This is a genomic window from Chitinophagaceae bacterium (assembly GCA_016717285.1).
In the GTDB taxonomy this organism is placed as follows: domain Bacteria; phylum Bacteroidota; class Bacteroidia; order Chitinophagales; family UBA10324; genus JACCZZ01.
The window spans coordinates 2,117,866-2,131,190 of sequence record JADKFU010000005.1; the positions used below are offsets into that span (position 1 = coordinate 2,117,866).

Genomic DNA, 13,325 nt, shown 5'->3' on the forward strand with positions numbered 1-13,325 from the left:
GAATTTGAAAACTCGTTTAATAGAAACAACTTTAGGTTTTCTGTTGCTTTGAAGGCATAATTACTTTCCATATTGCTAAGAAGAGTAATTAAATTGTGGTGTGCAAATAATTTTGAAGAGGTTTTTTGCAATACCGCTAACTTTACTTGAAAATAGTAAATGCATAGTTATTCCAAACCTCAGAAAGGCAACTACATTAATTATCAAGGAAGAATGTGCCAGTTGCAAGAAATCATTCCCTCAGGAACCACGAAACCTTCTAAATATACTTTTAAGGTCATATGGGGTGCGATTAATCCCCCTGAATTATTTGACGTTTACACAAGCTCATTGATTCCTTATGATGTTCAGGGAATTCCTTTAGACGAAATATGGCTAGGGAGGACAGGAGCTTTTATCGGAAACGCAGAAATATTAAAAGAAATGCCTAACGGAAACCATGCAAGGTTTTTCAGAGTGACTGAAGGATATGAAGCAAATCCTGGAACAAGTGACTGGTCACATTTGAAATTTGTTCATGAATATCAAAACTGGTGGAAAGAAAACACCAATGAAGATGTAATATTTAAAGAATCCTGAACCAAGGCCTCGATGTGGATATCACACACCGAGACAAATCAAAAACTTCAGAAATCAAAGGAGATCGAACCGAATTAGAATTCTCTTTTTAATTATTTTCTTAATCAAGGTGGAAATCTCTTCAGTTATCTCAGGCTTTGGATGTTGGTAAACACGTGTAACACCAGAAATATCCTCGCTAAAGGAAAGGTGATACGACATCGAATCAAGAGATTTCAGAGTGATTTCCGGAACATAAGTTCCAGTAAAGGTCTCGCCTATCGTATAGGACGCATAAAATTGATCTGAATTTTCAGACAATTCAAAAATTAGCTTAATCGATGTTCCATCAAGGAGCTTTACTTCTTCAACAATTTGATTCATAACTTTTATTTGTTTTTGAGCTACCAAGATACTTCGGCCAACCCCCTTTTTGCAAGCATTCAAACGAAAATCTTGCACTCGATTTTGTGAATTGTACTTTTTCCAAATAAAAACACACGGGAATTTCGACACTAAAGCCTGGAATTTACATCAGATTAAATCCAGTAAGATTCGGCAGATATCTTTCATTATTCCGGTTCGAGCTACATTTCTTCAATCTACTCCGCCACCGTGTCTCCGCAAGTGGATTTGTGCTGTGAGCCAGCGGGGGAATTTTAATACTCCCCGATTATTCCAGTTGCGCTAAAAGAATAAGAACAATCTTGTTTTTGATGGAATGATAAGGGAAAGTTGCTTCTCATTGTTTCTGTAACCTGGTGCTCTGAACAAGTAGATTTTGAACAGGCAAGAAAATTAATCCACCTGCGTTGTAACCTTTTTTCCAGCAGTGTTTCTATAACACAGTATCCGGATACGAATCAAACATGACCACAACAACCCATCAGGAATTTCTAACCCTGTACAAGCCCTTGCACGAACGGTTGACCCGCTATTGCAGCAGCAATGCATACGGATTGATGGAAACGGAAGACCTGGTGCAGGAAACCATTTTAGCCACCTTGCAGCACTTTAACCGCATTAACGACAAGCAGAAATTACTTTCATACATGATTGGTGTAGCAAACAACATTGTAAAAAACCTGTTGCGTCGCCAGAAATTCAAAGGCACGTTTGATGAAAAGGCTGCATTGAAGTTAGAAGGTCGTATCGGAAATCCGGAAGTGGCATTGGACATTCATTACTTGTATAAGGCTTTGAATCAAATGCCATTGAAAGACAAAGAAGCCGTTATTCTTTTTGAAGTGAACGGCTTCAGTATCCGGGAAATAAGTGAAATGCAACATGCATCAGAAGGTGCTACAAAAACAAGATTAAGCCGTGCCCGTCAAAAGCTGAAAGAGTTGCTTACGGAACAATTACCGCAGTCAACTGCCTTTTCAAAAACACAAGTGCTTTTTTCAATCTGCCTGTAACACTATGAGAAACCCGGATATTGATACCACCTTTGCTGCCATCAGGCAAGCGCCAATGGAAGTTGATTTTGAAAGTATTCAACAGTTTGTTTTGCAACAACCTGCACCCTCTGCCAAATCCGCAACTGATTCAAAAAAGTGGTTTAACCGTACGAATGTTTCAATACTGATAGTTGCTTTGTCCGCTATAATGGCTACAGGGTTGCTCACACTTAATAGGTCTGAAGTCAATTCACCCGTTACAACTTCAATTGATCATGCAGTTCAAAAGACAAGTGCTGCCGAAGAATTTATTCCTCAAAAAGAAACACCTCCATCCATAAAAAAAACAATACAACCTGCTCCTCTCAGGAAAACAGCGGAACAAGGCAAGCCCGTTTTATTTACAGATGTAAAGAAGACTGCTTCTTTAATGCATCCTCCTGCGGCCCTCTCTAAATCTTCCAATTCCATTCCTGATCAGACCATCAATAACATGGTGTTACCTGAAAAGGAAGAACAGGATACAACACCCATAAGGGTTCGAACCTACACTTCCAACTATTGCACCTTTGATGGAGAAGATGCCTGGATCAAAGCATTTCTGAAAGCACTGATAAGCGATCATATCATTAAAGATTCTGTCGGGCTCAGTTTTACCCTTACCTTAATTTCTTTCCGGGTAAATGGCGTAACACTCGATGAACAAATGGTTGGCAAATACAATCAACTCTATACAGCAACTACGCAGAGAACATTAAACAGCAAATCACAGATTTCACTGAGTGTTGGCGGCAGCAGTTGTACCCTCACGAAAGTGATTGATGACTGAATCATATTCATCATTTATATTTTTACTGTATTAATGACACTTCAACGCTGCTTGTTCTGAGTGCAATTGAAGAACTCAGAAGGAGGTCCCTGAGCTTGCCGAAGGAGGTCCCTGAGCTTGTCGAAGGAGGTCCCTGAGCTTGTCGAAGGGCAGTTCCCCGGCATCTCAACCCGCAGAAATTTCACCTCCCAAAGCTCCTTTCCACCTAAAAAAATTCGTACTTCGCACTCAACCTTTCAATTCCCGCATGGAATACCTCATCATTTTATTTCTGACCATATTTAATGGCTTATTTGCCATGGCAGAAGTAGCTCTTATTTCTTCCAGAAAAATCAGGTTAGAGAAACTGGCAAAGCAGGGAAACTGGCGTGCGAAACTGGCTTACAACCTGGCAAAGGATCCGCATCGGTTTCTTCCCACTGTTCAAATAGGGATGACTGCGGTAAGCATTATTGCAGGCGCTTATGGCGGCACAGAAGTAGCAGACAGGTTATCCTCAGACTTTTCACAGATCGAATGGCTCGGAGAATACGCAAACATCCTTGGTTTCGTGGTAACCATTGTTACTACCACCTTTCTCACCTTAGTATTGGGTGAATTGGTTCCCAAAACCATCGGAATGACAAGGCCGGAATCGATTGCGATTGCATTAGCGCCCATCATGCAATTCCTGTATTACATTGCTTCTCCTTTTATCTGGTTACTCAGTATTTCCACCAAATTTATTCTTAAGCTGCTGCGTTTGAATAAAAAATCAAATGAGCCGCCTGTAACAGAAGATGAACTGAAGCACCTGATTGAACAAGGCCGGCAATACGGCGTGCTGGAACAGCAGGAATCTGACATGATGCGTAGCATATTCCGGACAGCCGATCGCAACGTCAGCACTTTAATGACACACCGGAACGATATTATTTGGATCGACAGTGAGGCCTCCATTGAAGACATCCGAAAACTGATTGAACAAAGTGTACACACCAATTTTCCGGTTTGTAAACAAAACCTTGATCATATTATCGGCATTGCTTCCATCAAAGACATACTGATACAAATAAGCAAGCAACAGCCCTGGAATTTGCTTACACTGATCAAGCAACCTTTATATGTTCCGGAGTCAATGCCTGCTTTGGAATTACTGGAAAGTTTTCGCAACACCGGAAATCATGTGAGCCTGGTGCTGAATGAATATGGTTCCTTTGAAGGCATCGTTACCTTGCATGATGTGGTGGAATCCATATTCGGAAACATCCGTGTCACTAATCAGCAAACACAGGATGAAGCAGTCAAACGCACGGACGGTTCGTGGTTGATGGAGGGCATGATGCAGACCCACGACTGGAGTGAATTGCTGCACATTCATGACCTCACGGAAGAAGAAGCCGGTAACTATAATACCCTGGGCGGGTTTATGATGCACCATCTTGGAAAGATTCCCAAAGAAGCAGATAGCTTCACCTTCCGCAATTACATTTTTGAAATAGTAGACATGGATGGTAGACGTGTTGACAAAGTATTGGTGCGGAAAACTGAAAACTGACCGTCATTATTTCACAGTTTTCAAATCAAAACCGAATCAGTTCAATTCTTCACCACTCTTTTTAAAAACATCGAATGGTCACTGATCACCTTAAGAATGTAAATTCCCGCAGGCAATTGACCAAGCTCCAGATCAATTTGTTTTGAATCAGGGGAGAAACGTTGAAGCATATTTTCACCCAATACATTATGAAGTGATACTTCTTCTATATTGAAAGGAGATTCAACATGAAGTAAATTATCAAACGGATTCGGATAGGTTGTAAGAACAATATTTTTTGCAACAGCAATACCTAAACCTTCATCGTCAATAATTTTCAGCGTTACAAGCGAAGCGCCTATTGTGGCATTGTTGGTAGCATTCTGCAAAGAAATTTCAATGGTTTCATCAGACTCTGCAATTACGTCATTTACCACAGTCAAAGTTAAGATCACAGGATCACCACTGCCTGCAGGGAAAGTTACCGTTTGATCAGTGAAAAAATAATCAGTCCCTTGTGTTGCTGTTCCTCCGGTAACTTTTACCTGAGCTGTAGTAGCACTTGCATTCGGATTCAGAATATTTATCTTGATGGAAAAGGTTCCGATGCCTTCCGGTATGGAGCTGCTATCGGCTGAGATCGCTATTTCAGGATTGGCCACCGGGCAAATATTCACATCATGAAATCCCAATTGAGAAAAATCATTCTGAGCATATGCGTACCACTGCTGACTTCCAATAGCCCAGTCTATTGTACCCTCCTGCGTTTCCACAGTGCGCACCAGTGAATGATCCTTTGTTGACCCACCTGAAACCGGCCATTCATCTCCCGGATCTTCACCAACTACTCCAATTCCATCAATCGTATCACCCACATTGTTATTGACCAGCAAAATAGCGTCGTTTCCATTCCAGTTACATACAATATTTGTTGTGTCAGCCAATGTCAATAAAGTTGCATCAGCCTGAGGATGCACAATAACAAACACATCATGACTGGCAAGCGGGCCATGTAACTTGAATTTGAAAGAAGCAGTTGTAGTCCCATTTGAATAAAGCAATAATTGGTAACCATCTAATTGTACTGTACCTGTTGTCGGATTGTAAATCTCAATCGCTTTATTAAACGAACCTCCTTCAACATATTCAGATATAAACAGATCTGAGCAAGGTTGCGAAAATGCAGTTGAACAACTTAAACTTATCAGGAAAAGGAATGTAAGAGCTTGTTTCATGGTTATTTTTTTGACCTGCCAAAGTTGACAAAAAAGAATGGCAATGAAGGTGTAATGCAGCATTCTTTCTTACTGATTTTATTTCTGGTCCTTAAAAGAAATAATCAAAATGAACAGAAACTCTTGCTATCAGTAAAGTAGAAACTTTACGGCAACAGTAATTAATACAGAAAGTTGAAAGCTATTTGTCAGGCATGGCAATAGCCAAAATCAGGTATAAAAGCAGTCCTGTTCCAAATGCAAGGAATCCGAAAACGAACAACACTCTTATAATGGTTGGGTCAATATCAAAGTAGTTTGCAACGCCGCTGCAAACACCAAAAAGTTTTTTCTCTCCTTTTACCAATCGCTTTTGCATGATGAAGTATGTTTAGGAAACAACACAAATATAGAAAATGATCGTCCAGGTCAAAATATTTGACCATGAAATTTTCGCAGCATAGCGTCGGAGCATTTTAGTTGTTTTGAAATCAATGAATGTTTTAAAACTAACGGGTATAAAACCAGCTCGTCTGCTTTTAAATTTCATCTCTGCTGATTATAGCTGTACCCATTCATATACTATTGCATAAACCTGGCAATCAACTGATGGAAATGATGCGTTCCCTTTTCCTTCGTTGGAGAATATCTTCCACTGTCGTATAACCTCGAACGAATGCCGCGTTGCACATTTTCCACAATGGCTTCATCTTCACGTTCCACCCGATCCGTCATGGCAGCTACACCACGTTCAAATTTTTCCTGGTCAGCGATGTACGTAAGAAAGGAAACTTTTGTTTGTGCGGGAGCAAGCGGCTTCACAATATTCACCGATAATCCCCACGGATAGAAATTGAACATCATGTTTGGAAACATCCAGTAATAATAAGCAGCTATGTGCTTTCCATGATCAGGCGAATTTTCAGGAATCTTAAAAGTCTCCTCTCCTGCTCTTGCATAACCGATCTGCAGATTCGCATACTGATAAATTTCATATGCATAAGTGCCGTAGTCCAGCACCTGGTTTAAGGAAGCATGCACAAACGGAATATGAAATCCTTCCAGGTAATTTTCACAATACAAAGCCCAGTTGGCATTCACCAAATAATCTTTTGAATGATGAGAGCTGAAACGATAATCTGTTGGATCAAGCCAGGGAACCCTTTTCATCATTTCACCGAATACATCCTGAAATGAAAAAGCCGGAAACAAGGAAGCAAAAACAAATCCGCCCCAGGTTTCAAAAGCTACAGCGCTAAGGTTATCTTTTTCAGAAGGAAAATCCTTTACGTTTTCAAACTCCGGCATGCCGGTAAATTTACCATCAAGGTTGAATCTTCTTCCATGATAACGGCAGCGAAGATTTTTTTCGATGCCACCATGCTCACAAATAATGTTTCCGCGGTGCGTACACACATTCGACATGCAATGCAACTGATCGTCAGTATCACGGGTGAGTAACAACGGTTCATCAAGACAACCCGGTAAAAGAGTGAACGGAAAAGTCTGTCCGGGAGTTTTCACATCTTCCAAACTGCCAGCTAACTGCCAACTGCGTGCAAATATTTTTTCCTTCGACCACTCAAAATATTCCCTGCTGGTATAGAATGAAGATGGCAATGTAGAAGCCTGTGTGATGTCATCTTCAATATGCAGCATAAATCAGGTTTTTTTACTAATCAAAAAAAAATAAAGTCAGGCTAAGGACTAAGGACTAAGGACTAAAGACTAAAGACTAAAGACTTTATTCCTCACGCCATCGAATGATACACCGCTAACACATCATCATCATCTTCAAGCATCCCAATCAACCTGGCCACCGCATCTGCTTCAGCTTCTGTTACTTCCTTTGGACTTAATGGAATCCATTGCTTTTCGCTGCTGATCGGAACAATGCCTTTCGACTCCAATCCTTTCTGCATCGAACCGAAATCAGTAAACCGTGTGTAGATATAAATTTCATTTTCATCTGCTTCAATATCTTCAGCGCCATAATCAATCAGGTCAAGTTCCAACTCTTCCATATTAATTCCTTCTTTGGAAATTTTAAATACTCCTTTCCGGTCAAACAGAAACTGCACCGAACCATTGCTGCCCATGCTGCCATTTCCTTTCGAAAAATGCATGCGCACATTGGCCACCGTGCGCGTGGTATTGTCGGTTGCGCAATCTACAATCAATGCAACACCATGCGGACCGTATCCTTCATAAGTAACTTCTTCGTAGTTGCTGGCGTCTTTCGATACTGCCCGTTTAATGGCAGCATCCACCCTTTCCTTCGGCATGTTCACCCCTTTCGCATTCTGAATAGCAAGGCGCAATCGTGCATTGTTATTCGGATCAGCACCACCTTCTTTCACAGCTATTGCCACTTCTTTTCCCACCTTGGTAAATGCCTTTGCCATCTTGTCCATACGGGCATAAATCTTATGCTTGCGTGTTTCAAATATTCTTCCCATGTATTAATTGATTTTACGACGTAGAATTTGCAAAAGTAACGAGATTAAACGTTTTATTCCTTCGGATTTGCAGGAATTGAACTAACAACACACGGTCCTATTCCATTTAGCTAACTGGTTAAAAATCATTTATTCCCCAACGAAAATTCCTTTCCTATTTTTGTGTTCTATGGAAAAAACCGATTTACAATTCAACAAAAACGAAGATCAAAATCTGTTGCTGTTAAGTGAGGTGCGGACGCGGCTGGAAAAGATTAAATCAGGTGGCGGAAAAAAGAATATCGAGAAGCAACATGAGAAAGGAAAATTAGTTGCGCGTGAACGCATTGCATACCTGCTCGACAAGGAAACACCATCGATGGAGATTGGTGCTTTTGCAGGTTATGAAATGTATGAAGAACAAGGTGGTTGTCCTGCAGGTGGTGTTATTGTGGTGGTGGGTTACGTATCCGGAAAACAGTGCATTGTAGTTGCAAATGATGCTACCGTGAAAGCCGGTGCATGGTTTCCGGTTACGGCAAAGAAAAATTTACGCGCGCAGGAAATTGCCATGGAGAACCGGTTGCCCATTATTTACCTCGTTGACAGTGCCGGCGTTTTTCTCCCGATGCAGGATGAAATTTTTCCTGATAAGGAGCACTTCGGAAGAATCTTCCGCAACAATGCTCAAATGAGTTCGATGGGCATTTCACAGATTGCTGCAGTGATGGGAAGTTGTGTGGCAGGTGGCGCTTACCTTCCGATCATGAGTGATGAAGCGATGATCGTTGATAAAACAGGATCCATTTTTTTGGCAGGTCCGTTTCTCGTAAAAGCAGCCATTGGTGAAGACGTTGACCAGGAAACATTGGGCGGAGCAACTACCCATTCTGAAGTTTCAGGTGTTACGGATTATAAGTGCGCCAACGATCAGGAATGTCTCGATCGCATCAGAAGCATCGTTGATAAATTAGGAGATTATGAAAAGGCAGGATTCAATCGGAGTGTTTCAAAACCTCCAATGCAAAATGAAAAAGATTTGTATGGATTACTGCCAACCGACAGCGGAAAACAATATGACACGCATGAACTGATCGAGCGGTTAGTTGATAATTCTGAATACGATGAATACAAAGCAGGATATGGAAAATCAATTGTCTGTTGCTATGCTCGTGTGGATGGATGGGCTGTGGGCATTGTGGCCAATCAACGCAAAGTGGTAAAGAACAAAAAGGGTGAAATGCAATTCGGAGGCGTGATCTACTCTGATTCTGCCGACAAAGCCACACGCTTTATCATGAACTGTAACCAGAAAAAAATTCCATTGGTTTTTCTGCAGGATGTTACCGGCTTTATGGTAGGTTCAAAATCAGAACAGGGAGGCATAATTAAAGATGGCGCAAAAATGGTGAATGCAGTGGCAAACAGTGTGGTGCCAAAAATCACCATCATCATTGGTAACAGTTACGGCGCCGGTAATTATGCGATGTGTGGTAAAGCTTATGATCCACGCATTATCGTCGGCTGGCCCACCGCGAAAATCGCAGTGATGGGTGGCGCACAGGCCGCGAATGTATTGTTGCAGATACAAGTAGCTTCACTAAAAGCAAAAGGTGAAATCATTACTCCGGAAGATGAAAAGAAATTGCTGGATGAAATAAAACAACGTTACGATAAACAGACTTCACCTTATTATGCAGCAGCGCGATTATGGATTGATGCAATCATTGATCCGTTGGAAACACGCAAAGTAATTTCAATGACCATTGAAGCAGCGAATCATTCACCTGTTACAAAGGCGTTTAATGTTGGGGTGATTCAGACGTGATTGAGAATTAAGAATTGAGAATCAGCAATTATAAAATATTCAGTTGCCGTAGAGACGCAATGCATTTGCGTCTCTTTTTTTCGATCCATTCTAATTTATTGCGTTTTTACCAATCAATGCGACACCATTATTTCTGAAGTCTGCATTAAATCTTCACCGGTAATTTTCAGGATATAAATTCCTGCCTCCAATTTCCCGGTAGGAATTTCAATGGATAGATTTTCTCGCAAGTCAATTTCAGTTAATTGATAAACTATTCTTCCTGTTACATCCGATAATTCAATACTAAGTGCAGGATCTGTTTCCTGAAACCGAAGCGTGAGCCTATCGGAAACAGGATTTGGATAAACAGCAACCATCTCATCGTTTGATGAACTATTAATTTGTCCATCCTTCTGAGTTGCAATACCCATGTTAGTGTCTTTGAATTTATAGATCCATCCATCACCGTTTCCATCTGAATCTAACACATCACCATCAGTTGAATAGGCAACTCCAACCACCAATCCATTTGATGTTATTGCATTTGCATAATCCTTTTCTGTTCCACCATGCGTGAACATCCAAAGCAATGTTCCATCCGAACCGATCTTTAATACATATTCATCATTACCATTTGCCGCAGGTTTCACCACATCTCCGTCATCCGAGTAAGTGCCGCCAGCCAGATAAAAGCCACTGTTGCCGGGAGCAGGGACAGCCTGCATCATCGTTTCACGTTCAGTACCGCCATAAACTCCCTGCCATTGCATATTTAAACTATTGTCAAGTTTCACCGCCCAGATATCATCATCACCATGATAGTTACCCTTGTCAACAGCCATCAATGGATCTTCTGTAGTGCCGAAAACCATGTAGCCATTATTCATTTTTATTGCATCATAGAACTCTTCGCCATTCGCCTGTCCGTAAACTTTGCTGTTGATCACATTTCCCAATGTGTCAATTTTCAGCAACCAGGCATCTGTTCCTTCCACATTCAGTCCGGCAAGGTTTCCATCGGTTGAGTTTGTAAATCCAAACAACACAAGGTTTCCATCCGGAGCAAGTAATACTTTATGCAGGTCGTCATCACCGGTTCCACCGTAAATATGATTGGAAATGATATTTCCATTTTTATTCAGGATGAAAACCCATGCATCAAACTTCAGCGGATCAATATTCGCGGGCACATCACCATCTCCGGAAGTGGATCGTGATACAATAACATATCGCTTTCCCGGAAGCTCAAGAATGCTGCGTGGCACATCCCAGTTCTTTCCTCCGAAAGAATGTTTCCATTGTATATTTCCTGATGCATCCAGTTTTATCGTGAGCACATCACTCAGTTTGTGATGACCTGTTGCATCAAAATCCTTCGACCAGGATTCAGAAACAAGAAGGCTCCCGCCATCGCTGGTACTTATTATTTTATTATATGGATTCGCTTCTTCTTTGCTTCCACCAAAGCATTGCTGCCACAAGATATTGCCGCCTGGCGTCATTTTAAAAACCCACACGTCATGTTGACCTTTTAAGTTGCATGATACTTCACTGCCATTCACATCTGCAATGCCCATCACCAGGTAATTACCATCAGCAGTTGGCGTAATGCTGTGCAAGACTTCATTGCCCGTAGTACCGTAGGTCTTCTGCCAGGTAATTGGAGGAATCTGTGCATTGCACAATTGTGCACAAATCAGTAATAATAAAATCATAATAAATTTCAGCATCCTTAAAAATTTTAAATCCATGAAAATGAAAAACTTCCATTTTAATTATAACAGAAACAAGAAGATTGCCACACTGTATTTTGATTCATCCCATCATTTTCCGATGCAAATGTAAGAAGGTAAAACACTACCAACACACATTAAGATACAATGGTATAAAGGATTGCGATTGTCAGGAAATCCCCCACTTGTAAGTCGGAATTTCAAAACCTGCCAGTTGCAAAGCCCGGTCAACTACAGTGGCTGCCAGTTCTTCAAAATTTTTAGGCATGGAGTAAAAAGAAGGGGTTGCCGGACAAATAATTCCACCGGCTTCAGTAATAATTTTCATGTTATTTATATGAATAAGATTATAGGGCGTATCTCTTATTACCAAGATCAATTTGCGTCGTTCCTTCAGCATCACGTCGGCTGCACGCGTTATGAGGTCATCAGAAATCCCGGCGGCGATTCTTCCCATAGTACCCATGGAGCACGGGCAGACGATCATCGCATCATATCCGGCAGAACCGCTTGCAAAGGGAGCCGTAAATTCATGCTTCTTATATAAGTCAAACGGGTTTTCAGGAAGTGCGACTTCGCCCAATTCATGCTTCCAGACAAATTTTGCATTGTCACTCATTACGACTCCCATCTTATCAATCTGATCCTGCAGCAGGAGCAACTTATCGAACAGCACTTTCGCATAAATGCTTCCGCTGGCTCCGGTAACTGCCACTACAATTTTCCTTTTCATTTCAATATCCATTTGATTTTTAATGTTAGTACAAATGCTTTTCTATGATTCATGCTTCCTTTAAATTTAGTTTTCTCTTGCACAACTGCTCTTCATAAAAAATGTCGGCCACCAGGGTGAATGTAGTTGTTTTACAAGTTGGTACCCAAACCGGTATTACTTTAAGACTCGCTCAAAAGATTTACGATGTAATGAATCGAAATTATTGAAACTACTGCAATAGGTGAAAAAGTAACCCCATAAATTCTGTCTTTTCCCGAAAAGTCGCACATCGCGTAAAGGCAAAACCTGTGTTTTCTTTGCAGACTCACCTCCTTAGCGAGCGACCTTCTTTAAAAATTTTATCAACGAATTAGTGAATTTTAGTTAAAAGCAACCTATCCGGCCTGTCCTTATATTTTACTAATCGCTGAGCATGCGGGAACAATTATTTCCATCTCCTTTTGTTCACCGGCGGGCTTGGTAGTTGGCTTGATTAATACAAAGTTTAGTATCTTTAGCCGCAATTTATTGGAGCCAATTTTTAATTTCTTCTGTTCCTTCCAAAAAAATAATTGAATGAAAAAAAGCACTCTTCTTTTAATTGTATTGGTCATAGGCCTTACACTACAACTTTCTGCTCAGACTCCACCCGAAGGGATCAAGTGGATGTCTATCACCGAAGCGGAAAAGCTCAATGCCCAACACCCCAGGAAAATTCTGATCGACATCTATACGGATTGGTGTGGCTGGTGTAAGAAACTGGATGCCACCACTTACAAAGATCCCAGGATCGTACAATATCTGAATGATAAGTTCTATGCAGTGAAGCTCAATGCTGAATCAAAGGAAACCATCTCTTATCAAAACCAGGAATTTACTTTCGATCCTGCCAAAAGGATTAATGGCGTAGCGGTTAATTTCCTCAGTTCTTCCGGTGGTTATCCGACAACTACTTTTCTGGATGAAAAACTGCAGGTGATTTCAATAGTGCCCGGCTATATGCAAGCTGATATGATGAATAATATACTTACTTATTTTGGTGAGAACCATTATCTGAACACTGACTGGAACACCTACCTCGGTTCTGTGAACACAGCACCTAAACAATAGCA

13 protein-coding genes are annotated in these 13,325 nt (G+C 41.0%); 6 read left to right on the top strand and 7 right to left on the bottom strand.

Annotation, left to right across the window (positions count from 1 at the left end):
• The first annotated feature begins 159 nt into the window (after positions 1-159).
• Positions 160-579 carry a hypothetical protein gene (locus IPO83_18330; protein ID MBK9733213.1) on the top strand — a complete coding sequence of 140 codons (420 nt, stop codon included), beginning with the start codon at positions 160-162 and terminating at the stop codon, positions 577-579.
• Positions 580-633: 54 nt separating this feature from the next.
• On the opposite strand, the gene IPO83_18335 is transcribed toward IPO83_18330, so the two are convergent.
• The gene (locus tag IPO83_18335; protein MBK9733214.1) at positions 634-942 is read right to left on the bottom strand and encodes a hypothetical protein; all 309 of its coding nucleotides are present in this window, start codon (positions 940-942) and stop codon (positions 634-636) included.
• A gap of 485 nt (positions 943-1,427) precedes the next feature.
• On the opposite strand from IPO83_18335, the gene IPO83_18340 reads away from it, so the two are divergent.
• The 3 genes from IPO83_18340 (at position 1,428) to IPO83_18350 (ending at position 4,324) form a co-directional block, all read left to right on the top strand.
• Positions 1,428-1,976 (top strand): RNA polymerase sigma factor, encoded by a 549-nt coding sequence (locus tag IPO83_18340; protein MBK9733215.1) that lies wholly within the window; start codon positions 1,428-1,430, stop codon positions 1,974-1,976.
• Between the two features lie 4 nt (positions 1,977-1,980).
• Positions 1,981-2,787, top strand: a complete 807-nt coding sequence (locus IPO83_18345) for a hypothetical protein (GenBank protein ID MBK9733216.1) — start codon at positions 1,981-1,983, stop codon at positions 2,785-2,787.
• A gap of 247 nt (positions 2,788-3,034) precedes the next feature.
• Positions 3,035-4,324, top strand: coding sequence for an HlyC/CorC family transporter (locus IPO83_18350; GenBank protein ID MBK9733217.1), 1,290 nt, complete (start codon positions 3,035-3,037; stop codon positions 4,322-4,324).
• A gap of 41 nt (positions 4,325-4,365) precedes the next feature.
• Here the strand turns inward: IPO83_18350 and IPO83_18355 are convergent, their stop codons facing one another.
• The 4 genes from IPO83_18355 to IPO83_18370 all read right to left on the bottom strand — a co-directional run bounded on the left by IPO83_18355 (position 4,366) and on the right by IPO83_18370 (position 7,976).
• Positions 4,366-5,538: a lamin tail domain-containing protein gene (locus IPO83_18355; GenBank protein MBK9733218.1), complete on the bottom strand. Its 1,173-nt coding sequence runs from the start codon at positions 5,536-5,538 to the stop codon at positions 4,366-4,368.
• A gap of 181 nt (positions 5,539-5,719) precedes the next feature.
• Positions 5,720-5,896 carry a PspC domain-containing protein gene (locus tag IPO83_18360; GenBank protein ID MBK9733219.1) on the bottom strand — a complete coding sequence of 59 codons (177 nt, stop codon included), beginning with the start codon at positions 5,894-5,896 and terminating at the stop codon, positions 5,720-5,722.
• Positions 5,897-6,099: 203 nt separating this feature from the next.
• Entirely contained in the window at positions 6,100-7,176 is a 1,077-nt protein-coding gene (locus tag IPO83_18365) for an aromatic ring-hydroxylating dioxygenase subunit alpha (GenBank protein MBK9733220.1), read from the bottom strand.
• A gap of 92 nt (positions 7,177-7,268) precedes the next feature.
• Positions 7,269-7,976 (bottom strand): YebC/PmpR family DNA-binding transcriptional regulator, encoded by a 708-nt coding sequence (locus IPO83_18370; protein ID MBK9733221.1) that lies wholly within the window; start codon positions 7,974-7,976, stop codon positions 7,269-7,271.
• Between the two features lie 169 nt (positions 7,977-8,145).
• Between IPO83_18370 and IPO83_18375 the strand changes: the two genes are divergently transcribed.
• Positions 8,146-9,783: an acyl-CoA carboxylase subunit beta gene (locus tag IPO83_18375; protein ID MBK9733222.1), complete on the top strand. Its 1,638-nt coding sequence runs from the start codon at positions 8,146-8,148 to the stop codon at positions 9,781-9,783.
• Between the two features lie 113 nt (positions 9,784-9,896).
• Here the strand turns inward: IPO83_18375 and IPO83_18380 are convergent, their stop codons facing one another.
• Both IPO83_18380 and IPO83_18385 read right to left on the bottom strand, forming a co-directional pair.
• On the bottom strand, positions 9,897-11,495 hold the full coding sequence (locus IPO83_18380) for a T9SS type A sorting domain-containing protein (protein MBK9733223.1): 1,599 nt from the start codon (positions 11,493-11,495) through the stop codon (positions 9,897-9,899).
• A gap of 172 nt (positions 11,496-11,667) precedes the next feature.
• Positions 11,668-12,231 (bottom strand): UbiX family flavin prenyltransferase, encoded by a 564-nt coding sequence (locus IPO83_18385; GenBank protein MBK9733224.1) that lies wholly within the window; start codon positions 12,229-12,231, stop codon positions 11,668-11,670.
• A 558-nt stretch (positions 12,232-12,789) separates the two neighbouring features.
• Here IPO83_18385 and IPO83_18390 point away from each other — a divergent pair.
• Positions 12,790-13,323: a DUF255 domain-containing protein gene (locus tag IPO83_18390; protein MBK9733225.1), complete on the top strand. Its 534-nt coding sequence runs from the start codon at positions 12,790-12,792 to the stop codon at positions 13,321-13,323.
• Positions 13,324-13,325 lie beyond the last annotated feature (2 nt).